The 23038-nt window shown below is 70.9% G+C and carries 22 protein-coding genes and 1 pseudogene; 18 read left to right on the top strand and 5 right to left on the bottom strand.

Annotated features, from left to right (window positions below; all coding sequences use genetic code 11):
* The coding region (locus CCN35_RS10085) for a ComEC/Rec2 family competence protein (RefSeq protein ID WP_086792329.1) at positions 1–2289 on the top strand (2289 nt) is incomplete at its 5' end.
* 224 nt (positions 2290–2513) lie between these two features.
* On the opposite strand, the gene CCN35_RS10090 is transcribed toward CCN35_RS10085, so the two are convergent.
* A complete protein-coding gene (locus CCN35_RS10090; protein ID WP_067390243.1) occupies positions 2514–3065 on the bottom strand; it encodes a flavoprotein in 552 nt (183 codons plus the stop codon).
* 294 nt (positions 3066–3359) lie between these two features.
* Here CCN35_RS10090 and CCN35_RS10095 point away from each other — a divergent pair, with 294 nt between their 5' ends.
* On the top strand, positions 3360–4496 hold the full coding sequence (locus CCN35_RS10095) for a helix-turn-helix domain-containing protein (protein WP_236560552.1): 1137 nt from the start codon (positions 3360–3362) through the stop codon (positions 4494–4496).
* A gap of 151 nt (positions 4497–4647) precedes the next feature.
* On the opposite strand, the gene CCN35_RS10100 is transcribed toward CCN35_RS10095, so the two are convergent.
* Positions 4648–5139: a hypothetical protein gene (locus tag CCN35_RS10100; protein WP_086792331.1), complete on the bottom strand. Its 492-nt coding sequence runs from the start codon at positions 5137–5139 to the stop codon at positions 4648–4650.
* Positions 5140–5364: 225 nt separating this feature from the next.
* Here CCN35_RS10100 and CCN35_RS10105 point away from each other — a divergent pair, with 225 nt between their 5' ends.
* The 6 genes from CCN35_RS10105 to tgmB all read left to right on the top strand — a co-directional run bounded on the left by CCN35_RS10105 (position 5365) and on the right by tgmB (position 9745).
* A complete protein-coding gene (locus tag CCN35_RS10105) occupies positions 5365–6006 on the top strand; it encodes an HAD family hydrolase (protein ID WP_067389948.1) in 642 nt (213 codons plus the stop codon).
* A 272-nt stretch (positions 6007–6278) separates the two neighbouring features.
* Positions 6279–7505, top strand: a complete 1227-nt coding sequence (locus CCN35_RS10110) for a helix-turn-helix domain-containing protein (RefSeq protein WP_067389950.1) — start codon at positions 6279–6281, stop codon at positions 7503–7505.
* A 152-nt stretch (positions 7506–7657) separates the two neighbouring features.
* A complete protein-coding gene (locus CCN35_RS10115; RefSeq protein WP_086792333.1) occupies positions 7658–8038 on the top strand; it encodes a DUF6415 family natural product biosynthesis protein in 381 nt (126 codons plus the stop codon).
* The gene (locus CCN35_RS10120; protein ID WP_245863097.1) at positions 8035–8241 is read left to right on the top strand and encodes a hypothetical protein; all 207 of its coding nucleotides are present in this window, start codon (positions 8035–8037) and stop codon (positions 8239–8241) included. Before CCN35_RS10115 ends, CCN35_RS10120 begins: the two co-directional genes overlap by 4 nt.
* Positions 8242–8555: 314 nt before the next feature.
* Positions 8556–8798, top strand: coding sequence for a putative ATP-grasp-modified RiPP (gene tgmA / locus CCN35_RS10125; protein ID WP_385881251.1), 243 nt, complete (start codon positions 8556–8558; stop codon positions 8796–8798).
* Positions 8795–9745: an ATP-grasp ribosomal peptide maturase gene (gene tgmB, locus CCN35_RS10130; RefSeq protein ID WP_086792335.1), complete on the top strand. Its 951-nt coding sequence runs from the start codon at positions 8795–8797 to the stop codon at positions 9743–9745. The genes tgmA and tgmB overlap by 4 nt, the downstream gene beginning before the upstream one ends.
* 202 nt (positions 9746–9947) lie before the next feature.
* Here tgmB and CCN35_RS30065 read toward each other — a convergent pair whose 3' ends face one another.
* A complete protein-coding gene (locus tag CCN35_RS30065) occupies positions 9948–10124 on the bottom strand; it encodes a hypothetical protein (protein ID WP_342748587.1) in 177 nt (58 codons plus the stop codon).
* Here CCN35_RS30065 and CCN35_RS30070 point away from each other — a divergent pair.
* From CCN35_RS30070 to holA, 6 genes and pseudogenes are all read left to right on the top strand, one after another.
* Positions 10069–10329: pseudogene (locus CCN35_RS30070) on the top strand (ATP-grasp peptide maturase system methyltransferase); the annotation flags it as partial. The gene CCN35_RS30065 and the pseudogene CCN35_RS30070 sit on opposite strands and share 56 nt — an antisense overlap.
* Before the next feature lie 151 nt (positions 10330–10480).
* Positions 10481–10870 (top strand): methyltransferase domain-containing protein, encoded by a 390-nt coding sequence (locus CCN35_RS30075; protein WP_342748588.1) that lies wholly within the window; start codon positions 10481–10483, stop codon positions 10868–10870.
* A 153-nt stretch (positions 10871–11023) separates the two neighbouring features.
* Complete coding sequence (cyaB, locus tag CCN35_RS10140; RefSeq protein ID WP_211285503.1) at positions 11024–11596, top strand: class IV adenylate cyclase; 573 nt, start codon at positions 11024–11026, stop codon at positions 11594–11596.
* 259 nt (positions 11597–11855) lie between these two features.
* Positions 11856–12668, top strand: coding sequence for an arylamine N-acetyltransferase family protein (locus CCN35_RS10145; RefSeq protein ID WP_067389970.1), 813 nt, complete (start codon positions 11856–11858; stop codon positions 12666–12668).
* A gap of 33 nt (positions 12669–12701) precedes the next feature.
* Entirely contained in the window at positions 12702–12947 is a 246-nt protein-coding gene (locus CCN35_RS10150) for a hypothetical protein (RefSeq protein ID WP_067390246.1), read from the top strand.
* Positions 12948–13081: 134 nt separating this feature from the next.
* Entirely contained in the window at positions 13082–14074 is a 993-nt protein-coding gene (holA, locus tag CCN35_RS10155; protein ID WP_211285504.1) for a DNA polymerase III subunit delta, read from the top strand.
* Positions 14075–14461: 387 nt separating this feature from the next.
* Here the strand turns inward: holA and rpsT are convergent, their stop codons facing one another.
* Positions 14462–14728, bottom strand: a complete 267-nt coding sequence (rpsT, locus tag CCN35_RS10160; protein WP_067389973.1) for a 30S ribosomal protein S20 — start codon at positions 14726–14728, stop codon at positions 14462–14464.
* A 221-nt stretch (positions 14729–14949) separates the two neighbouring features.
* Here rpsT and lepA point away from each other — a divergent pair, with 221 nt between their 5' ends.
* The 4 genes from lepA (at position 14950) to hemW (ending at position 22511) form a co-directional block, all read left to right on the top strand.
* Complete coding sequence (gene lepA, locus CCN35_RS10165) at positions 14950–16818, top strand: translation elongation factor 4 (RefSeq protein WP_086792339.1); 1869 nt, start codon at positions 14950–14952, stop codon at positions 16816–16818.
* A gap of 260 nt (positions 16819–17078) precedes the next feature.
* A complete protein-coding gene (locus CCN35_RS10170; RefSeq protein WP_086792341.1) occupies positions 17079–18953 on the top strand; it encodes an AMP-dependent synthetase/ligase in 1875 nt (624 codons plus the stop codon).
* Positions 18954–19181: 228 nt separating this feature from the next.
* Positions 19182–21134: a SpoIIE family protein phosphatase gene (locus tag CCN35_RS10175; RefSeq protein WP_086792343.1), complete on the top strand. Its 1953-nt coding sequence runs from the start codon at positions 19182–19184 to the stop codon at positions 21132–21134.
* 144 nt (positions 21135–21278) lie between these two features.
* The gene (hemW, locus tag CCN35_RS10180) at positions 21279–22511 is read left to right on the top strand and encodes a radical SAM family heme chaperone HemW (protein WP_067389985.1); all 1233 of its coding nucleotides are present in this window, start codon (positions 21279–21281) and stop codon (positions 22509–22511) included.
* 138 nt (positions 22512–22649) lie between these two features.
* On the opposite strand, the gene CCN35_RS10185 is transcribed toward hemW, so the two are convergent.
* Positions 22650–23038 (bottom strand): DUF3097 family protein (locus CCN35_RS10185; RefSeq protein WP_143631457.1); only part of this gene is annotated, 389 nt, incomplete at its 5' end.

The raw sequence follows: 23038 nt of genomic DNA on the forward strand, positions 1-23038 counted from the left end.
ACCGCCGTACTGCTCGCCGCCGCGGCCGCCGCCGTCGTCGCCGGGCTGCACGGCGCGGACGTACGGCGCGGCCCGGTGCCCGCCCTGGCACGGCAGTACGCCACGGTGACCGCCGAGGTGGAACTGACGTCCGACCCCCGTCCCGCCCGTCCCCGGATGCGCGGCGGCCGCATGCCGCCCCCTTCCGTGCTGATCCACGCCGAGGTGCGACGCGTCGAGCGGGCGGGGGGAGGGACAGCGGCCGTGACGACCCGGGCTCCGGTACTGCTCCTCGTCAGCGCCGGCACGCAGCAGCCGGGCCTTGCCGAGAGCACCTCGGGAGGAGAGCGACGTGCGTCGGTCGACCCGACGCGGCACTCGCCCTGGCTCGGCCTGCTGCCGTCCACACGGCTGAGGGTGACCGCACGGCTGACGCCCCCGCTGACGGGCGGCGACCGGATCGCGGCGGTGCTGCGGATCCAGGACCGGGCGGCTTTCGAGGTGGTGGCGCAGCCGTCCGGCCCGCAGCGGCTGGCCGGACGGCTGCGGGCGGGGCTGAGAGAGGCGACCGACGACCTGCCGGCGGATGCGCGGGCACTGCTGCCGGGCCTGGTCGTCGGGGACACCTCACGGATCACGCCCGAGCTGGACGAGGCGTTCAAGGCGACGGACCTCGCCCACACCCTGGCCGTCTCCGGGAGCAATCTCACGATCCTTCTCGCCCTGCTCGTCGGACCGCCCGGCCTGGCCCGGTACGCCGAGCGCCGGGGCCTCGCACCGCGGCTCGGCCTCACCCTGCGCGGCACCGCCCTGATCGGCGCGGTGCTCACCCTGGGATTCGTCGTCCTGTGCCGCCCCGACCCGAGCGTGCTGCGGGCCGCCGCCTGCGGCGCCGTGGCGCTGCTCGCCCTCGCGACCGGACGCCGCAGATCGCTGCTGCCCGCCCTGGCGACCGCCGTACTGCTGCTGGTGCTCTACGACCCATGGCTGTCCCGCAGCTACGGCTTCCTGCTGTCGGTGCTGGCCACCGGCGCCCTGCTCACGCTCGCGCCCCGCTGGAGCGCGGCGCTGCGGCGGCGCCGGGTGCCCGCCCCTCTGGCCGAGGCACTGGCCGCGGCGGCTGCCGCACAGGCGCTGTGCGCACCGGTCGTGGCCGTGCTGTCGTCCCGGGTGAGCCTGGTCGCGGTGCCGTGCAACCTCCTCGCGGAGGCCGCGATCGCGCCCGCGACGGTGCTGGGCTTCATGGCGCTGGCGACGGCACCGGTCGCCATGCCGGTGGCGAAGGCACTCGCCTGGTGCGCGAGCTGGCCGACCGGATGGCTCGCGAAGGTGGCCCGGACGGGAGCGGCCCAGCCCGGCGGGGGAGTGGACTGGCCGGGCAGCTGGACCGGGGCGCTGCTGCTGGGCCTGGTCACGGTGGCGGCCGTGCTGGCGGGCCGGTGGCTGCTCACACGCCCCTGGCTCTGCGCGCTCTGCGGGGCCCTTCTGCTGCTGGTGATCGTGCAGCCGCCGCCGCTGACCCGGGTGATCACCGGCTGGCCGCCGCCGGGCTGGCGGTTCGCGATGTGCGACGTGGGGCAGGGCGATGCGACGGTGCTCGCGGCGGGCCGGGGCACCGGTGTGGTCGTGGACGCCGGGCCCGACGCGACACTGGTGGACCGCTGTCTGCGCACGCTCGGCATCACCCGGATCCCGCTGGTCGTGCTGACCCACTTCCACGCCGACCACGTGGCCGGCCTGCGCGGTGTCCTGCGAGGGCGCGCGGTGGGTGCGATCGCGACGACCGGGTACGAGGAACCGGCGCAGCAGGCCGGGTTCGTCCGGAAGGAGGCGTCCGACCGCGGCATTCCGCTCATCCGTGCCGTCGCCGGGGAGGAACGCCGCACCGGTGAACTGACCTGGCAGGTGCTGTGGCCGCCACCGCCTCCGGCCCCGGACCCGGAAGGCCCCAACGACGCCAGCGTGACCCTGCTCGTCCGGTCCGGCGGGCTGCGGATGCTGCTCCTCGGCGACCTCGAACCCCCGGCCCAGCAACGGCTGCTGCACTCCCCGGCGGGCGCACGGCTGGCGGACGTGGACGTACTGAAGGTCGCCCACCACGGATCGGCGTACCAGAGCCCGGAGCTGCTACGGGTGGCGGCCCCGCGCGTGGCGCTGATCTCCTGCGGCGCGGACAACCCCTACGGCCATCCGTCCCCCACCACCGTCGCCGCGCTGCGCGCCCAGGGCGCGGTGGTGCTGCGCACGGACCGCGACGGAGCCCTCGCGGTGACGGGGGAGGGCGCGGGACTACGGGTGGCACGAGGCTGAGGGCACGGGTGCGGCATGAGCCGATGCCCGTCGCCGCTCACCGGAGGCCGAGCACCGGGCCTCACCCACCACTTTGCGGGAGCCGCCTCCGGGGGCGGGCGAGACAACTCCGCCATGCCCAAAGGCTTGCACTCTTTGGGGCACCGCGACGCATCGCGGTCGCCGCACCACTGCACCAGCGCCTCTTGGGGGTCGGCACCTGCCGTCCTCCGTGCAGCAGGGGCTCACGTCCGGTCGGCGACGTCCTGTACTGCGTCAAGGACCAGGTGCCAGGGATACTCCTTCGGCTTTCCCTGACCCGGCTGGTTCGGGACGAAGCCGTTCTCCCCGTACAGGACTCGTACGCCCATGTCGCGCAGCTCGGCAATGCTGCGCTCGAACTGGCGGTGCTGGACGTATGCGGCGTTGACGCACGGCATCGTCACCATGGGAATGTTCTTGCCGATGCCCTCGGCGACGACACCGACCACGAAGTCCCGGGTGATGCCGAGCGCCCATGCGTTGATCGTGTTGAAGATGGCCGGCGCGACAGCGATGACGTCCGCCTGCGGCCACACGTCCGGCTCGCCCGGCATCTTGTACTCGCTGCGCACGGGATGCCCGGTCAGCTGTTCCAGCTCGGTGATCTGCGGGGCGAGCCAGCGGGCGGCCGCAGGGGTGAGCCCGAGGCACACGTCGAAGTCGCGGGCCTGTGCGTCCCGAATGACCGATGCCACGTCGAAGACGGGTGGTGCAGCGGAGCCGAACAGGTAGAGCACACCGGAAGTCGTCGCCATGCGTTCCATCCGATCACACGTAACCACCTTCACTTGAGGGGGAGTTTGAGGTGAAAGGAGGGGCACCCGGCCATGGTGGTTAAGAGCCGTTGAGAGGGTAGGGCCGCTCCGGTGTCCCGAAGGCTTGTGCTTTCCGGCATCGTGGCGCGTTGTGGTTGCTCCACCGCCGTATGCCCGACTGTGTCCTGCACTGCGGACGGTGACGCCCCGATCGTGGGAGATGAGGGGCCGAACGCTGCGCTCCAGACCGAGCCGGGGGTACCTTCGAGGTTCCGAGACTCGGGGGATTCCGTCATGCCGTACACAGGCGACACAGCAGGAGAGCGGATCGGGCGGCGTATTGCCGAGGTGCGCAAGGCGCGCGGCCTGACACAGCTTCAGCTCGCTCAGCGCATCCCCTGCTCCAAGAGCCTCATCGCCCAGGTCGAACGAGGTCACAAGCCGGCCACGCCGTCGCTCACCGCCGGTGCTGCTCGCGCGCTGCATGTGCGGCTGGAGCAGCTGACCGGGCAGCCGTACGAGGGCCCGCAGCGGGGCCGGGTGTACGGGACCATCCCGGACATTCAGGCGGCGATGCTGTCATGGGACCTGCCGGACGAGGATTTACCGGTGCGGTCGTACGACGACCTGGCAGCCGACGTTGCACGAGCGTCCGCTCTGGGCCGGAAAGCCAAGTACGCCAAGCTGGGGCTCATGCTGCCGCCGCTGCTGGACGAGTTGTCGACGGCCTGCCACGCCGCCGACGGCTCCGAGCGGGAACGGCTGTTCGGCCTGCTGTCGGAGGCGTACACCGGGGTCACGGCGATCGCCTACGCGGTGGGGCTGTTCGACTTGCGGTCGCAGGCGATGGACCGGGTGCAGTGGGCGGCACGTGAATCCGGTGATCCGCTGCGCGTCGCCCGTACCCAGTGGCAGCGTTCCACCCTGTTCCTGAAAGCCGCCGCCTACAACCGGGGTATGCGGCTGCTGGACCGGGTCCGCCACGACGTGGGCGAGGACATCGCCCGCATGGACGCGCCGACGCTGAGCGTGCACGGTGCTGTGCATCTGCGGTCCGCGATGTTCGCCGCACGTGCCGGGAACAAGCCGACCGCCCGCGCGCACCTGGACGCCGCTGCCGACGCCGCTCGGCTGCTGGGCAAGGACGCCAACCATTACGGTCTGGAGTTCGGGCCGACCAACGTGGCCATGCACCGCCTCGGTGTCGCCGTGGAGACGTACGACGGGCCGGAAGTCGTCCGCTGCGCGGAACACACGCGGCTGCCTGCGAACGTGGCCCCGGTGCGGGCCGGCCGCTGGTACATGGACCTGGCCAGAGGCTGGACTACGGCAACCGGGACAAGGCGCTGGCAGCGCTCCAAGCTGCTCGCCGGGTGGCACCCGAGCAGACCCGGAACCACCCTCAAGTGCGGGAAACCGTACAGACGCTGATCCACAAGGAGCGGTACAGCAAGGAATCCTCGACGGGTTTCGCCGCGTGGATCGGCCTGTCCTGACGAGTTTCACAAGCTGTGAAACTCGCGTCACACACTTGCCTGGTGCGCGGCTTCTCAGAAACCGCCCCGTCTTCCCTGCGTGCGGCTCAGCTTCGGCGTGCTGCTCCCTCGGGCCACACCACGTCGATCGGCATACCGGTCTTGCGTGCGGCAAGGACGGTATCGGCGGTGCCGTCACCCTTGCCGGACGGCGGCTCGCCGTTCCATACGGCGACAAGGCGTTCGGCACGCTGGAGAAGTGTGTTGTTGGCGTCCTCGTACGCCGATCGATTCGCGGTCTCGTGCTTCAGCACCACAACTTCGTCAGCGGTCTTGACCAGTCGGTCGAACGTCTCGGTGTGCTCCGGCTTCACCTTGGCTTGCCGGTAGTTCTTCGAAGGGATCACCGCGACCAGTCGACCACCGGGTTCCAGCACGACGTCGGCGAAGAGCGAATCAGATCCTTCGGCGATGCACGAGACACCGACCAGATCTCCTTCCGCGGCGTACGGCTTGAGCTTCTCCCGCAGGGCGTCGCGGACCAAAGGCACGCTGTCCTCGGTCAGATCCATGTGCCCTGTCACGGCGATCGTGGTCACGGTTCTCCCTCGGTTCGACAGAAGGTCGCGGATCATTGCGCGCGCGCTGTGACGTGCCTTCAGACATTCCGGCCGACCGGTGTACCGGTACGGCCGACTGAGCTGTGTACGGACGCAGGTGGACCGGGTTCGAGTGGCAGGGGCTCGCCTCCGCCCGGCGGCGTTCTGCTGCGGCCAGGGCCGGACGCACCCGGTGGCAGCGCTGCGGCTCCTAGGCTCCCAGGCGTGATTGAGACCATCGTGTTCGATGTCGGCGAGACGATCACTCGGGACGACCGGTACTGGGCGTCCTGGGCCGACTGGCTGGACATCCCCCGACACACCCTGTCCGCGCTCGTGGGGGCGGTCGTCGCCCGGGGGCAGGACAATGCCGAAGCCCTGCGTCTGGTGCGACCGGGCATCGACCTCGCTGCCGAGTACCACGCTCGCGAAGCCGCCGGCCGTGGGGAGGACCTGGACGAGAGCGACCTGTACGACGACGTCCGTCCGGTCCTCACTGCGCTGCGCAGGCAGGGCATACGCGTGATCATCGCGGGGAATCAGACCCGTCGTGCCGGGGAGCTGCTGCGTGCCCTGAACCTCCCGGCGGATCTCGTTGTCACCTCGGGGGAGTGGGGCGTTGCGAAGCCGCAGCCGGAGTTCTTCCATCGGGTGAGGGAGGTGGCGCAGGCGGTCCCGAGCGCGACCCTGTATGCCGGCGACCACCCGGCCAACGACGTGTTCCCGGCGAAGGCGGCGGGGCTGCGTGCGGCGCATATCCGCCGTGGTCCTTGGGGACACCTGTGGGCGGACGCTCCTGATGTCGTGACGGCAGCGGACTGGCGGATCAGCAGCCTCACCGAGCTTGTCGGCATTGTCGACGGCTGAAGGCTCGCGCCTTCGGGCATTGGTGCATTGCGATCGCTCCACCGCCTCGCCGTGCCCTCCTCGAGGGTCCGGCACTTCCTGGGGCGGTGGCCGGCCCATGTCTTCTTTCTCCCAGGGGGAAGTGGTGCCGCTGCCCCTGCCGTCTTGCGAGCAGCGGGGGCCTTGTCGTGCGTGTATGGCAACAGCCCCGCCGGTGGGGCGAGGGCTGTTGCGAGAGTTCCCTGGCTTGACCCGGGTACCGTTCTGAGTGTCGAGTCCAGAACGGAGCCGTTATGCCCGTACACACTGATGACCCGATCCCCCCGACGTTCGGGCAGCGCGTCAAGCGGGCCCGTGAACGCGCCGGGCTCACGCGCCCGGTTCTTGGCGGGCAGGTCGGCAGATCCGCCGAATGGGTCAAGGCACTTGAGAACGGGCGCTTCCAAATGCCGCGCCTGCCGATGCTGCTGAAGCTCGCCGACGTCCTCGGTGTGGAAGACCTGTCCGAACTCACGGGCGATGAGCGACTGTCGTCTGCTACGTACGGCAAAGCTGCGCACACGGCGCTGTCCGCCGTGAAGGCCGCGCTGACCAGCTACCGCTTCAACAGCAGCGACGAGGAACCGGAGAGCGCTGATGCGCTGGCCGCACGCGTGCGGCAGGCCTGGCAGATGTGGCACGGCTTCGGTGACCACCGCACACGCATCGCGATACTGCTGCCGGACCTGCTCGCCGACTGCCAGTACGCCGCCCGGGCTCTGGAGGGTAAAGCGCGCCGCCGCGCCCTGGTCGCTCTCGCGCAGACCTATCACCTCGCCCAGCTGTACCTCAGCTTTCAGCCGGCGCCCGAGCTGGTGATGCTGACCGGCGACCGGTCCATGACCGCCGCGCAGGACGCCGACGACCCGCACGCGATCGCGGCGGCCGCCTGGTACATGAACCATGTCTTCCGGGATGCCGGTGAGCGGCACGAAGCCCGTGTCGATCTCGCGATGAAGGCCGCGGACCTGCTCGACCGTGAGCGTGGTCCGGAAGACCTGGCCCTGTGGGGGCTGTTGCATCTGGCCGCAGCCTTGTCATACGCGAAGGTCGGACGGCGTGGAGATGCCGAACGCTACTGGGACCGGGCCAGTGAGGCCGCGAAGCGACTCGGTGACGGCTACGCACACGAGTGGTTGATCTTCGGTAAGGACATGGTCGACGCGTACGCGATCACCATGTACACGGACCTCGTACGGTCCGGGCCGGCTGTCGAGGTGGCGAAGCGCATTGATCTCGCGCCGATGCGCTCAGCGACGCGCCGCAGCTTCCACCTCGTGGAATCGGCGCGCGCCTGTCACCTCCAGGGCGAGGACGTCGCCGTCGTGCACCTGTTGAAGAAGGCGTACAAGGAGAGCCCGGAGACCGTTCGCTTCAACCTGTTCACCCGCTCCGCGGTGGTGGAACTCGCCACCGGCAACAACACGATGATTCGTGACGACGCCCAGCAACTCGCCCGCAATCTCGGTATCCCTGCGTAATCAGAAAGGTACAAGCTGTACCCCTCTGCAAGGGGGTACGGCTTGTACCCCTCTGAGTGCTCTGACGCTCCTAGCGTCCATGGCTACGACAAGACCCCGGCGACCGCTGACACGGTCCCGGGGCATGGCCAACGCTGCGAAGGAGCGTCGACATGAAAAACAGTACTGCCCCACCACCCGTCAGCGAAGAGCAGGGCAGCCTCCCGCCGGACGTCGGGACAATGCGTGCCACCGCTCGTCGGCTGCTCGCCGACGACGCCGAGCTGCCCAGCCCGGAAGAGCTGGAGACGCTGACGCTGCTGCTGCGCGGACATTTGATGGTCGTCATTCCCGCGGTGGAGAGTGTGGCCGGCCGTCTGCCGGAGGGCGACGCGCTGTGCGCCTGCGTCAAGGCGTGCATCGAGGAGGCTCGGGTGCGGCTGTGCCGGGAGCCCGGCTGGACGTTGCCCGCGGGCATCGCGCATGCGCGGCTCCTGGCCCGCTCCGTCGACGCGCTCGCCGACCACTACGAGAGCATCGGCGGCCACCGGTGACCGCCGCGGTGCGTGTGTGCCAGGCCTGCGGCGAGGACATCGCCGACCCGGACGACGCCGTCTACCTGGGGCATAAGGAAGCCGCTTCCGGACCCGGCTGGGAGATCTGGGCGCACCGTGCGCACATCGAGCAGGTACGGCCGGATCCGGTGGCGGAGCGGATCCTGGCCCGAGTTCTGATCGCGCGGGCTCTTCAGCCATGAAAGCCGTCGTCGGGCTGGTCGCCTATGTGGTGGTCGTGACCGGCCCTGTCCTCGCCGTGGTGCTGGCGCGGACCCCGCACTGACACAAGCACCCCCATGGCGACCTCAGGGTCAGGGTCGCATCCCTTGACTGCCCGTCCCGTCGGAGGACCGCAAGTCTCCGGCGGGACGGGTCCCACAGATCTCGCTTCCAGGAACCCCGAACCTCGGCAGGTCCGGTCCTGGGGGCGGGCTCATCCCAACGCACGAGAGAGGAAGATCCGTTGTTCGTTCACTCCGATCGATTCCCGGTCTCGTCGCCACTTCCGTCCGGCGTGCCTACCCCCGTTCCGTGGGGTGTCAGCCGTATGGCTCCCTACCCGACGACGGCTCCCGACTACGCGCGCGTCGAACTCGACCCGGACACCCAGACCGCCGTCTTCTTCGACAAGGACGGCCAGGTCATGGAGATGGGCAAGCACAACACCAGCACCGGCACCAGCCCGGCCACGGGCACCAGCCCGGACGGCAACGGCACCACACAGGACAGCGACACGGGAAGTGACAGCGACCAGTGAGTGAGCCGCGTCCGGTGCTGGTCATCACCAGCCTGCACGACCCCACCGCCGACGTGGTGATCCGCGAGCTGCACGACCGGGGTGTCCCGGTCGTGCGGCTCGACTCCGGGGATTTCCCCGCATCACTGTCGGTGGAGGCAGAGATCACCTCGAGCGGCTTACGAGGCCGCCTCCGTACTCTCACTCGCACGGCCGATCTGGCCGGTGTTCGCTCCCTGTACTACCGCAGGCCGACCGGGTTCGCGTTCCCTCATCTCGACGAGCAGGACGCCCGGTACGCCGTCACCCAGGCCCGGTACGGGCTTGGCGGTGTGCTGGCCTTGTTGCCCGGCTGTCTGTACGTCAACCATCCCCACCGCGTCGGAGACGCAGAGTTCAAGCCCTCCGGCCTGGCGGTTGCGGTGAGCGCGGGCTTCCTGGTACCGCCCACGCTCATCACCTCCAGCCCCGACGCAGCACGAGCCTTCATCAAGCAGCACGGCCCAGTCATCTACAAGCCGCTGTACAACCCCGTGTACCGAATCGACGGTGTCTCGTCAGTCGTCAAGATCGCTGAAGTGGCGGTCGAGGACATCGACGACAGCGTGGCCGGGACGGCGCACCTGTTCCAGCAGCGTGTGGAGAAGATCTCGGACGTACGGGTCACTGTCATCGGCGACCAGGTCTTCGCCGTCCGTATCGACTCGGACCTGCTGGACTGGCGCACCGACTACAGCCGCCTGCGTTACAGCGTCGACACACCGCCACCGGGCGTCACCGAGGCTCTGCACGCATACCTGTCCCACTTCGGTCTCGTCTTCGGTGCTTTCGACTTCGCCGTTGACCGTGCGGGGCGATGGTGGTTCCTCGAGTGCAACCCCTCCGGCCAGTGGTACTGGCTGGAGGACGAGACCGGCCTGCCGATGCTCGCGGCCATGGCCGACCTCCTGGAAAGGAAGAGCCTCTGATGACCGTCATGGACTCCGCCGCCCTGCGCCGGGAGCTGGCCGGCCGTCTTGCCGCAGGCGGTTCTCTGCGCACCGAGCCGTGGCGGAAGGCAGTCGAAGCCGTGCCCCGGCACGAGTTCTTGCGCGGTGGCTTCTTCGTGCGTTCCGCACCGGATGCCTGGCGGCCGGTCCTGGCCGACGCCGACGGCTGGCTGGAGCGCTGCTACGCCGACGAGTCCCTGGTCACCCAGATCGCGGGCACCATCGTTCCCGGCGACGTCCGCGGTGAGATCCTGCGTGAGCCCACCTCCTCCAGCACGCTGCCGAGCCTGGTCGTGCGGATGATGGAGGACCTCCAGGTGGAGGAGGGCGACCGAGTGCTGGAGATCGGCACCGGCACGGGCTACTCCACGGGTCTGCTGTGTCACCGGCTCGGGGACGACCTGGTCACGTCGGTGGAAGTGGATGCCGAGGTGTCCCGCCGGGCCGGCACTGCTCTGGGGGCCTGTGGCTACTTCCCGGAGCTGGTGGTCGGCGACGGTCTGGCCGGGCACAAGGACGGCGCCCCGTACGACCGCTTGATTGCCACTTGCGGTGTGCGACAGCTGCCGTACACCTGGATCGAGCAGACCAAGCCGGGCGGTGTCATCCTCGCCACGGTGTGCGGCTGGATGCATGCCTCCGAACTGGCCCGGTTGACCGTCGGCGACGACGGCGAGGCCCGCGGCCGGCTCCTCGGGGGGGCAGGTCTCCTTCATGCCGGCCCGACCTCAGATGCCGCCGCCGCTCGGGATGCTCCCCGACCTGGAGTCCGGCCAGGAGAGGGTGGCCCGGTTCGGTCCCGAGGTCCTGGACGCCTGGGACGCGCGGTTCGTGGCCCAGCTGGCGGCCCCGCACGCGCAGCGCCTCTCCCTGACGCTCGCCGACAAGACCCAGCACGTCCTGATCGACGTGGAGGCGGGCGCCTGGGCGGCCCTGGTCCTGGACGGCGAACACCGGACCGTTCGTCAGGGCGGGCCTGTACAGCTGTGGGACCAGATCGAGGAGCACCTGTTGCGCTGGCAGGCGGACGGCTCTCCGGCCCTGACCCGCTTCGAAATCCTCGTCACCTCCGAGGGACAGCACTTCACTTGGCCGAAGAGCTGATGTGATGCGCAGGGGTCGGGCGTCTGCAGCTGGTATCTGCGTCACGCGTTGCCAACCTGCTCAGGGACACCGAGGGGATGCACTGCCTTCAGCGGTGGTGCAGCAAGAGCAGCCTGGCCCGCGTGTATGCGGCCATCAACTCGGGAGGATGACGTGACCCGACTGATCGAGGTCGAACGCAAACGGCAGCTGGCCGACGACGGCGAGGCGCTGACGCGGATGCTGGACGGCCTCGGCTGGGCGCCGGATCCGGCCGTGACCGAGGTGGACACCTACTACAGCCGTCCGGACGTCGACTACATGCAGACCGTGGAATGCCTGCGGGTGCGGCAGCGCGGCGACTTCGCCGAGATCACTTACAAGCCGCCGTCCACCGAGGCCACGCACAGTGCTGACGACGTGATCTCCAAGCCGGAGACGAATGTCCACCTGATGCCGGGCAATGCCTGCCGTGCCGAGCAGCTGCTGGAGAACATCGGCATGCGGCGCCTGGTTCGTGTGGAGAAGCACCGCACTGTCTACCGGCACAGGTTGCACCGTGACGTCACGGTGAGTGTCGACACGGTGGTCGGTGTCGGCGTCTTCGTGGAGACCGAAGTGCTCAGCGCGGACGCCGGCGCGGCAGCGCGAATCGTCTCGGAGACCGAGACCCGGCTCGGTGTGTCGGACTGCCCCGTCGTCGACCTGCCGTACCGGGACCTGACTCTGCATCACGCACCTGCGTGATGACCGGACCGGCCCCGTTCGTCCGTCTCCCCCGTGGCGGATGAGCGGGGCCTCGGCGTGCTCAAAGGCATGCCGATCGGGCGGGGCGCGGATGGCGAGTACGGCCGCCATTCGAGGGAGGGCGTTGGAGCAAGAGGGCATCCCGTCGCCGCCCTTGCCCTGCGCGTGCGGGCGTGGCGGTGCCGCGCACGGACCGGGACGGGGCCTTCGTGGTGACCCGAGTGGGTTGTGGGGCTGTGGAGGGCGTGAGACTGGGGGCATGGATGCCGTACGGGTCGACGCCTATCTTCGCCGCATCGGGGCCGAGCGCCCGGCCTCGCCCACCATCGACGCCCTGCGGGAGCTGCATCTGCGGCACTTGAGGGCCGTGCCCTTCGAGAATCTGTCCATCCATCTCGGCCAGGAGATCGTGCTGGAGCCCGAGCGGCTGGTGGCCAAGGTGGTGGACGAGCACCGGGGCGGGTTCTGCTACGAGCTCAACGGGGCGTTCGCGACGCTGCTGGAGGCGCTGGGGTTCGACGTCACACTGCTCGCGGCGCGGACGTACGGCCCGGAGGGGCGGCTGGGCATCCCGTACGACCATCTCGCGCTGCGGGTGCGGACGGCGGACGGGGGCGACTGGCTGGCCGACGTGGGCTTCGGGGCGCTGAGTCACTTCCCGCTGGTGTTCGGGGAGCGGGGGGAGCAGGTCGAGCCGGGCGGCACCTTCAGGATCGTCGAGGCGGAGGCCGGCGATCTGGACGTCCTCCGGGAGGGGCGGCCCCAGTACCGGCTGGAGGTGCGGCCCCGGGCGCTCGGCGACTTCCTGGCCGGGGTCTGGTGGCACTGCACCTCGCCCTCCTCGTACTTCACGCGGTCGCTGGTGTGCTCGCGGCTCACCGAGGACGGCGGACGGATCACCCTCGGCGGGCGCACGCTGACCACGACGGGGGCGGACGGGAAGCGCGAGGTGCGGGAGCTGGACTCGGACGAGGAGGTGCTCGCGGTGTACCGGGAGCGGTTCGGGATCGAGCTCGACTCGGTCCCGGTCCTGCGGGCTCCCGAGGGAGGTCCTGGGGAGGGGAGCGGCTGAGGAGGGCCGGGGCGGGTGCTCGAGAATGCCGGGGTGAGCGATGTGAGACATGTGCTGGTGCTGCCCGACCGGGAGGCCGCGGAGGAGGTGGTCGAGGCCCTCGGGGAGCGGTTCGCCCTCGACGAGGAGCCGAGGACCGTCCGCGACGAGCTGGCCGGGGAGGACGACGCCGAGGACGCGCAGTGGCTGGTCCTTCTGCGGGACGAGGCGGGCCGGCTCGATCCGCAGGAGCTGGACGCCTTCGTGGGGGAGTGGGAGGGCTGGCGGGAGGAGCCGTAAGTCCCCCCGCGGGGAGGCTCCGTGGCCCCCGGGGGGGGAGGAGGAGGAGCCGCGGCGCCACGGGGAAGCTCCCTGGCCCTGTCCGGCGTCCGGGCCCCGCGGTGCTGTCGGCGGCCCGTGGGATGCTTGTCGCGATGGCCAGGAAGACTGCGAACGACGACCCCCTCGCCCCGGTGACGCTCGCCGTCGGGCAGGAGGAGCTGCTGCTCGACCGTGCCGTGCAGGAGGTGGTGGCCGCAGCCAGGGCCGCCGACACCGACACGGACGTACGGGACCTCACTCCGGACCAGGTGCAGCCCGGCACGCTCGCCGAGCTGACCAGTCCGTCGCTCTTCGCGGAGCGCAAGGTCGTGATCGTGCGCAATGCGCAGGACCTGCCGGCGGACACGGTCAAGGACGTGAAGGAGTACCTGAAGGCGCCCGCCGAGGAGATCACGCTCGTGCTGCTGCACGCGGGCGGCGCCAAGGGCAAGGGGCTGCTGGACGCCGCGCGCAAGGCGGGGGCACGGGAGGTGGCCTGCCCGAAGATGACCAGGCCCGCCGACCGGCTGGCGTTCGTCCGCGGCGAGTTCCGCGGGCTCGGACGGTCGGCCACGCCCGAGGCGTGCCAGGCGCTGGTCGATGCGATCGGCAGCGACCTGCGGGAGCTGGCCTCGGCGGTGTCCCAGCTGGTCGCCGACGTCGAGGGCACGATCGACGAGGCCGTCGTCGCCCGGTACTACACGGGGCGGGCCGAGACCTCCAGCTTCACCGTCGCCGACCGGGCCGTCGAGGGAAGGACGGCGGAGGCCCTGGAGGCGCTGCGCTGGTCGCTCGCGACCGGTGTGGCACCGGTGATGATCACCAGTGCGCTCGCCCAGGGCGTGCGGGCGATCGGGAAGGTGTCCTCCGCGCGCGGCGGCCGTCCGGCCGACCTCGCACGGGAGCTCGGCATGCCGCCGTGGAAGATCGACCGGGTGCGTCAGCAGATGCGCGGCTGGACCCCGGACGGGGTGGCCCTCGCCCTGCGCGCCGTGGCCGAGGCCGACGCCGGTGTCAAGGGCGGCGGCGACGACCCCGAGTACGTCCTGGAGAAGGCGGTGGTGACCATCGCCCGTGCGGCCCGCTCCCGCAGGGCTGCCCCATAGGCCCCGGCGGGCGCGCGGCGCCGGCCACGGCATCTCACCGCGTTGCCGGGGCGTCCGCACACGGCCGGCATGCGGACGTCCCTCCGTCGTGTGGTGCTCCCCACTGCCCGAAGGGCACGGAAGGTGCCCCCGGCATCCGGCGCCGCGCGCCGATCCGGCGCGGATCACAGGACAGCCCCGAGGCCGGGCGCAGCCGACGCGCGCACGCCGAAGACCCCGAGGCCCTCCCCTGGGGAAAAGGGACGGCTCCGGGGCCTTCGGTCACGTCGGTCGGATCTACGCCCGCGTGGCGAACGCAGGCCGCGCGCAGATCCAGGGTGCCGGTCGGGGGCGGATAGTGAGAGGGCTCGCCCTGGGTCCTTCCGGCGGTCAGATCAAGAAGGAGGTTCAGCCCTTGAGGGACGCGACCTTGATGGCCAGGGCCGACTTCTTGTTGGCAGCCTGGTTCTTGTGGATGACACCCTTCGAGACCGCCTTGTCGAGCAGACGCGCGGCAGCGCGCTGCAGCTCGACGGCCTTCTCGACATCACCCGCGTCAGCGGCCTCGCGAGCCTTGCGGATCGCAGTCTTCAGAGAGGACTTGACAGCCTTGTTGCGCAGCCGAGCCTTCTCGTTGGTCTTGTTCCGCTTGATCTGGGACTTGATGTTCGCCACGAATAAGCCTTTTCAGATTCTGGTGCGGGGCCGCGGGGATCCCGTACCGGTGTTTTCTCGAGACGTGTCTCACGCGGAGAGGGCATGAGACACAGCCCCCCACGCTACCAGCGGCCTGCCGGACATCCCAAACCGGCCACCGGTCCTGGGCGCGTGGGACCATGGAAGCTACGTATCGATCCGACCCGAGGCATAAGGTGCCTCAAGAAACAGGACCCTGCGTGCCCGCGATCCCTAACCACGTGCCCGAGCCGAGCCGTACCGACCCGGCTCTGATCCGCAATTTCTGCATCATCGCGCACATCGACCACGGCAAGTCCACGCTCGCCGACCGGATGCTCCAGCTGACCGGCGTGGTCGAGCAGCGGCAGATGCGTGCTCAGTACCTCGACCGCATGGACATCGAGCGCGAGCGCGGCATCACGATCAAGTCCCAGGCGGTGCGTCTGCCGTGGGCCCCCACCCACGACCCCGGCAACACGCACATCCTCAACATGATCGACACTCCGGGTCACGTCGACTTCACCTACGAGGTGTCGCGGTCGCTCGCCGCCTGCGAGGGGACCATCCTCCTCGTCGACGCGGCCCAGGGGATCGAGGCCCAGACCCTCGCCAACCTCTACCTGGCGATGGAGCACGACCTCACGATCATCCCGGTGCTCAACAAGATCGACCTTCCGGCGGCGCAGCCGGAGAAGTTCGCCGAGGAGCTGGCCAACCTGGTCGGCTGCGACCCGGACGAGGTGCTGAAGGTCTCCGCCAAGACCGGTCTCGGCGTCGAGGCGCTGCTCGACCGGGTGGTCGAGAAGATCCCGGCCCCGGTCGGCGACGCCGACGCCCCCGCCCGGGCGATGATCTTCGACTCGGTCTACGACTCCTACCGGGGCGTCGTGACGTACGTCCGTGTCGTCGACGGCCGGCTCAACAAGCGCGAGCGGATCCGGATGATGTCCACCGGCGCCACGCACGAGCTGCTGGAGATCGGCACCAACTCGCCCGAGATGATCAGCTCCGACGGGCTCGGGGTCGGTGAGGTGGGCTACCTCATCACCGGGGTGAAGGACGTCCGCCAGTCCAAGGTCGGCGACACCGTCACCAGCCAGGACAAGAGCGCCGAGGAACCGCTGGGCGGCTACAAGGAGCCCAAGCCCATGGTCTTCTCGGGCCTGTATCCGCTGGACGGCTCCGACTACCCCGAGCTGCGCGAGGCCCTCGACAAGCTGCAGCTCAACGACGCCGCCCTGGTCTACGAGCCGGAGACCTCGGCGGCCCTGGGCTTCGGCTTCCGCGTGGGCTTCCTCGGCCTGCTCCACCTGGACGTGATCCGCGAGCGGCTCGAGCGGGAGTTCGGTCTCGACCTGATCGCCACCGCCCCCAACGTGGTCTACCGCGTGGTCATGGAGGACGGCCGCGAGCACACGGTCACCAACCCCAGCGAGTTCCCCGAGGGCAAGATCGCCGAGGTGTACGAGCCGGTCGTCCGGGCCACGATCCTCGCGCCCACCGAGTTCATCGGGGCGATCATGGAGCTGTGCCAGAGCCGCCGCGGCACCCTCCTCGGCATGGACTACCTCTCCGAGGACCGTGTCGAGATCCGCTACACCCTCCCGCTCGCCGAGATCGTCTTCGACTTCTTCGACCAGCTGAAGTCCAAGACCCGCGGATACGCCTCGCTGGACTACGAGCCCACCGGCGAGCAGAGCAGCAACCTGGTCAAGGTCGACATCCTGCTGCACGGGGACAAGGTGGACGCCTTCTCGGCGATCACCCACAGGGACCAGGCGTACGCGTACGGCGTCCGGCTGGTCAGCAAGCTCAAGGAGCTCATCCCCCGGCAGAACTTCGAGGTGCCCATCCAGGCGGCCATCGGCTCCCGCGTGATCGCCCGCGAGACCATCCGCGCCATCCGCAAGGACGTCCTCGCCAAGTGCTACGGCGGTGACATCTCCCGCAAGCGGAAGCTGCTGGAGAAGCAGAAGGAGGGCAAGAAGCGCATGAAGATGGTGGGCTCCGTGGAGGTGCCCCAGGAGGCCTTCATCGCGGTGCTCTCCAGCGATGACGCCTCGGGGTCGGGCAAGAGCAGGAAGTAGCCGCCCGCCGGCCGCGGCCACCCGGCAAACCGGTGGAAAAGAGCCCGTCGCGCGCATGCGCGGCGGGCTTCACGCGTGCACGTGGTAGCGCTCTCTGTAGAAATCGACAGGCCACAGCCCCTTACGCGGTGGCCGGGAGGCCTTTACGCTGATGCCCGCCCGATAGTTACTCGCGAGTTAAACAGCAAGTCGAACCACCCCCCGTGAGTCAACCCAGCCACACTTGAGCCAGCCGCAATGTCGCGGGCCCGGAGGATGTCGTGAGCGACGCACAAACCCTGATCGAGAACCGTCCGCCGTCCGTGGCGGCCCTCTTCCTGGAGCGTGTGGCGGCCACACCGGACGCCGAGGCCTACCGCTACCCCGTGCCCCCCGCCTCCGGCCAGGGGCCGGACGACTGGAAGTCGCTGAGCTGGGCGCAGGCCGCCGAGCGGGTCCACGCGATCGCGGCCGGACTCATCGAGCTGGGCGTCCGGCCCGAGGAGCGGGTCGCCCTCGCCTCCACCACCCGGGTGGAGTGGGTGCTCGCCGACCTCGGCATCATGTGCGCGGGCGCCGCCACGACCACCATCTATCCGCAGACCAACGCCGACGAGTCCGCGTTCATCCTCTCCGACTCCGGCAGCAGGGTCCTCATCGCGGAGAACGCCGGCCAGCTGGCCAAGGCGCTGGAGAAGCGTGCCGAGCTGCCCGAGCTGCACCATGTCGTGGTCATCGACCCGGAGGGCGTCGAGACGAACGACTGGGTGCTCACCCTCGCCGAGCTGGAGAGCCGCGGCGCCGCCCACCTGAGCAAGAACCCCTCGCTGGTCAAGGAGCGGGTCGACGCGATCACCAAGGACCAGCTCGCCACCCTCATCTACACCTCCGGCACCACCGGCCGCCCCAAGGGCGTCCGGCTGCCGCACGACAACTGGTCGTACATGGCCAAGGCCATCGCCGCCACCGGGCTGATCAGCTCCGAGGACGTGCAGTACCTGTGGCTGCCGCTCGCCCACGTCTTCGGCAAGGTCCTCACCTCCGGCCAGATCGAGGTCGGCCACGTCACCGCCGTCGACGGCCGGGTCGACAAGATCGTCGAGAACCTGCCGGTCGTCCGGCCCACCTACATGGCGGCCGTCCCGCGCATCTTCGAGAAGGTCTACAACGGCGTCGCCGCCAAGGCCCGCGCCGGCGGTGCGGCCAAGTACAAGATCTTCAAGTGGGCCGCCGAGGTCGCCCGCGAGTACGCCAAGGTCACCCAGGACAACTTCAAGCGCACCGGCACCCGCTCCGCGCCGTTCGCCCTGGCCGCCAAGCACAAGGTCGCCGACAAGCTCGTCTACGCCAAGATCCGCGAGGCCTTCGGCGGCAGAATGCGCGCCTGCATCTCCGGCAGCGCCGCCCTCGCCCCGGAGATCGGCTACTTCTTCTCCGGCGCCGGCATCCACATCCTGGAGGGCTACGGCCTCACCGAGTCCTCCGCCGCCTCCTTCGTCAACCCCGGCGAGGCCTACCGCACCGGCACCGTCGGCAAGCCGCTGCCCGGCACCGAGGTCCGCATCGCCGACGACGGCGAGATCCTGCTGCGCGGCCCCGGCATCATGGAGGGCTACCACAAGCTGCCCGAGAAGACCGCCGAGGTCCTGGAGCCCGACGGCTGGCTCCACACCGGCGACATCGGCGAGCTCTCCCCGGACGGCTATCTGCGCATCACCGACCGCAAGAAGGACCTCATCAAGACCTCCGGCGGCAAGTACGTCGCGCCCGCCGAGATCGAGGGCCAGTTCAAGGCGCTGTGCCCGTACGTCTCCAACATCCTCGTGCACGGCGCCGACCGGAACTACTGCACCGCCCTCATCGCCCTGGAGGAGACCGCCATCCTGGGGTGGGCCAAGGAGAACGGCCTGGAGGGCAGGACCTACGCCGAGGTCGTCGCCGACCCGCGGACGGTGGAGATGGTCGACGGCTACGTCCAGCAGCTCAACCAGAAGCTGCAGCGCTGGCAGACCATCAAGAAGTTCCGTCTGCTGCCGCGCGACCTCGACGTCGAGCACGGCGAGGTCACCCCGAGCCTGAAGCTGAAGCGGCCCGTGGTGGAGCGCACCTACAAGCACCTGCTCGACGAGATGTACGAGGGCACGCGCGAGGCGTAGCCGGCGCACCGGCACGGCCGGGGCCCGCACCCCTGAAGGGTGCGGGCCCCGGCCGCGTACGGCTTGCGCTCGAGCGCGCCTGGATCTGTCCGTCTTTGATCGCTTCTGCAGCGTGTTTTCCCTGACCGGCGGCTCACTTCGGTAACTCCTTGCTTATGCGCGCGGTCGTTCTGTCACCCTGTCCCCAACGACTGAACCGACTCGTCCGCACTGCTCGGGGAGCCGCTGATGGGGGCCATTCCGACGCAACGGGAGACCGTCTCCCCTGTCTCCGAGGTGCCTGCGCACGCCTCCGGCACGACCGCGCCCCACGGCGCGAGGACGCGTACGGAGGTGTACACGACCCTGCCCGGCAGTCCTCTCGCACCCGGCTCCGCCCGCGCCCTGCTGCGCACGGTGCTGACGGAGTGGGCGGACCTCGGGCACACGGTCGCCGAGCGGCTGGCCGAGGACGCCGTTCTCGTGGTGAGCGAGCTGGTCACCAACGCCGTCGTGCACGCGGGCACCGACGTCGAGCTGACCTGCCGGCTGGAGCCCGACACCGGTGCCTGCGTCATCGAGGTCTGCGACCACCACCCCGCGCGCGTCCCCCGCGGCCACGGCGGAGAGACGTCGTGCGAGCCCGGCGAGTACGGCCGCGGCCTGCGCCTGGTCGCCGCCCTCTCCGAGGCCTGGGGCATCACCTACCGGTCCGGCGCCAAGACGGTGTGGGCGCGGCTGCCCGCCGAGGGCGGCACGGTGGACGAGAGCGCCCGGACCTACGACGCCGAGGGCGGGTTCGCCGTCGCCGAGATCTTCGCCCCCGGGCCGCAGTGCACCGGCCAGGACCGGGAGTGGCTGGGCCGGGGCGCGCTGTCCTTCCTCGCCGAGGCCTCCGACCTGCTCGCCGGACAGCTCGACGAGGACCTGGTCGCCTCGCTCACCGGACAGCTGCTCGTCCCCCGGCTGGCCGACTGGTGCGCGGTGTGGCTGGAGGACGAGTCCACCGCGCGGTGGGGGACCTCCCACTGGAGCGGGACCGGGAGCACGGCGGGCTGGGGCGGCGGCACCGGCCCGGCCGGACCCCGGCTCGCCCGGGTCTGGCACGTCAGCGAGGACCGCATGGAGGAGCTGCGCCGCGCCCTGGAGAAGGACCCGCCGCGCCCCGCCGGCGGCCCGGGCTCCGGACCCGTCCCCTACCCCTGGCCCGCCGAGGCCCTCGGCCCCCACGCGGCCCACGGCGCGGCGCTCGCGTACCGGCTGATCGCCGGCGGCCGTCCGCTGGGCACCCTGGTCATCGGACGGACCGGGCTGCACCGCTTCCCCGACGAGGTCACCGGGCTGGTCGAGGACCTCAGCCGCCGGGTCGCGCTCGCCATCGGCGCGGCCCGCCAGTACGCCCGGCAGGCCACCATCAGCGCCGTGCTGCAACGCGGACTGCTGCCCGGCGCGGTCGCCCGGATCCCCGGTCTGCGCAGTGCGCTGGTGTACGAGCCGTGCGAGAAGGGCGGCCCGAGCGGCGACTTCTACGACCTCTTCCCGGCCGGTGACGGCCGCTGGGGCTTCGCCATCGGCGACGTCCAGGGCAAGGGGCCCGAGGCCGCAGTCGTCATCGGGCTGGTGCGGCCCTGGCTGCGGCTGCTGGCCCGCGAGGGCTACGGCGTCACCGAGGTCCTCGACCGCCTCAACCAGCTCCTCCTCGACGACGCCACCGAGGCCGCCGACGCCGCCGCGCGGGTCCTGGTGGCGGCCGGCGGCCGGGCCCCCGGCGACAGCCCCCAGACCCGTTTCCTGTCCCTTCTCTACGGCGAGCTCGTCCCCCACGACGGCGGCGTCCGCTGCACCCTCGCCAGCGCCGGGCACCCGCTGCCGCTGGTCCTCGGGCGGGACGGGGGCGTCCGCACGGTCGCCCGGCCGCAGACCCTGCTCGGGGTGATCGAGGACGAGACGTACACCTGCGAGTCCTTCGAGCTCGGCCCCGGCGACACCCTGCTGTGCGTCACCGACGGCGTCACCGAGCGGCGCTCCGGCTCCCGCCAGTTCGACGACGGGGACGGGCTCGCCAGGGCCCTCGCCGGCTGCGCCGGGCTCGACGCGGACGCGATCGCCGAGCGCATCCGGCAGCTCGTGCACGACTTCGGGGCCAGACCGCCGGAGGACGACCTGGCCCTCCTGGTGCTCCAGGCGGAACGCGCGGGATAGCGGGGCGGCTGCCGAAGGCAGCGGGGCCGCGGCCCGGGAGCCCGCCGAAGGGGCGGGCCCTGCGCCGCGGCGCCGGACGCACGGTGCCGGTCCCGCGGTGCCGGGCGGGCGGGGCCGGCACCGCGGTGCTGGACAATGGAACGCATGCCTTCCGCACTTCCCGACGGCGAGCCCGTGCCCGACGACGGTGCGCTGCCCGCGTACGCGCTCGCCGGGGCGGCCGACCGGCCCCTCGGGTTCTATCTGCACGTCCCCTACTGCGCGACCCGCTGCGGCTACTGCGACTTCAACACCTACACCGCCACCGAGCTGCGCGGCACCGGAGGAGCGCTCGCCTCCCGCGACAACTACGCCGGGATCCTCGTCGAGGAGATCCGCCTGGCCCGCAAGGTCCTCGGCGACGACCCGCGCGAGGTCCGCACGGTCTTCGTCGGCGGCGGCACGCCCACGCTGCTGGCCGCGGACGACCTGGTGCGGATGCTGAGGGCGATCCGCGACGAGTTCGGCCTCGCGGCCGACGCGGAGGTCACCACGGAGGCCAACCCCGAGTCGGTCGACCCGGCCTACCTGGCCGCGCTCCGGGAGGGCGGCTTCAACCGGATCTCCTTCGGGATGCAGAGCGCCCGGCAGCACGTGCTGAGGATCCTCGACCGCACGCACACGCCCGGACGTCCCGAGGCGTGCGTGGCCGAGGCCCGGGCGGCGGGTTTCGAGCACATCAACCTGGACCTGATCTACGGCACGCCCGGCGAGTCCGACGACGACTGGCGGGCCTCGCTGGACGCGGCCCTCGGTGCCGGGCCCGACCATGTGTCGGCGTACGCGCTGATCGTGGAGGAGGGCACACGGCTCGCCCGCCGCATCCGCCGGGGAGAGATCCCGGCGACGGACGACGACGTGCACGCCGACCGGTACCTGATCGCGGAGGAGACGCTCTCCGCGGCGGGGTTCTCGTGGTACGAGGTGTCCAACTGGGCCGCCTCGGAAGCGGGGCGCTGTCTGCACAACGAGCTGTACTGGCGGGGCGCCGACTGGTGGGGCGCGGGACCCGGGGCGCACAGCCATGTGGGCGGCGTGCGCTGGTGGAACGTCAAGCACCCCGGCGCCTACGCGGCGGCCCTCGCCGCCGGACGCTCCCCGGGCGCGGGCCGGGAGCTCCTCACGGAGGAGGACCGCCGGGTGGAGCGGATCATGCTGGAGCTGCGGCTGCGGGAGGGCGTCCCGCTGGACGTGCTGCGCCCGAAGGGCCTGGAGGCGTCCCGGCGGGCGCTGTCCGACGGACTGCTCGAGCAGGAGCCGTACGCGGCCGGGCGCGCCGTGCTCACCCTGCGGGGCCGGCTGCTGGCGGACGCGGTGGTGCGGGACCTGGTGGACTGAGGAACGGGCGGGCCGGGGCACCGGCGGACCGGGGCACGGGGACGCGCCGACCGGAGGCGCTCCCGCCCCCGTCCGCAGGGAGCCGCCGCACCGGCGGCACGACGGCCCGCCTCCGGGCCGCCGTGCCCTCGGGCCGTCTCAAGCCGTCACGAAGTCGATCAGCTCCTCCACCCGGCCCAGCAGCTCCGGCTCCAGGTCCTTGTACGACCGCACCCGGGACAGGATCCTCCGCCACGCCGCGCCCGTGTCCTCGGGCCAGCCCAGCGACCGGCACACGCCCGTCTTCCAGTCCTGGCCGCGAGGGACGTCGGGCCAGCCCGCGATGCCCAGGGAGGACGGCTTCACGGCCTGCCAGACGTCGACGAACGGGTGACCGACCACCAGGGCGTGCTCGCCGGTCACCGCCTCGGCGATGCGCCACTCCTTCGTGCCGGGGACCAGGTGGTCGACGAGGACGCCGAGACGGGCGTCCGGGCCGGGGGCGAACTCCTCGACGACCGCCGGCAGGTCGTCGATGCCCTCCAGGT

The sequence above is a fragment of the Streptomyces thermovulgaris genome (assembly GCF_002155915.1).
GTDB lineage: Bacteria > Actinomycetota > Actinomycetes > Streptomycetales > Streptomycetaceae > Streptomyces > Streptomyces thermovulgaris.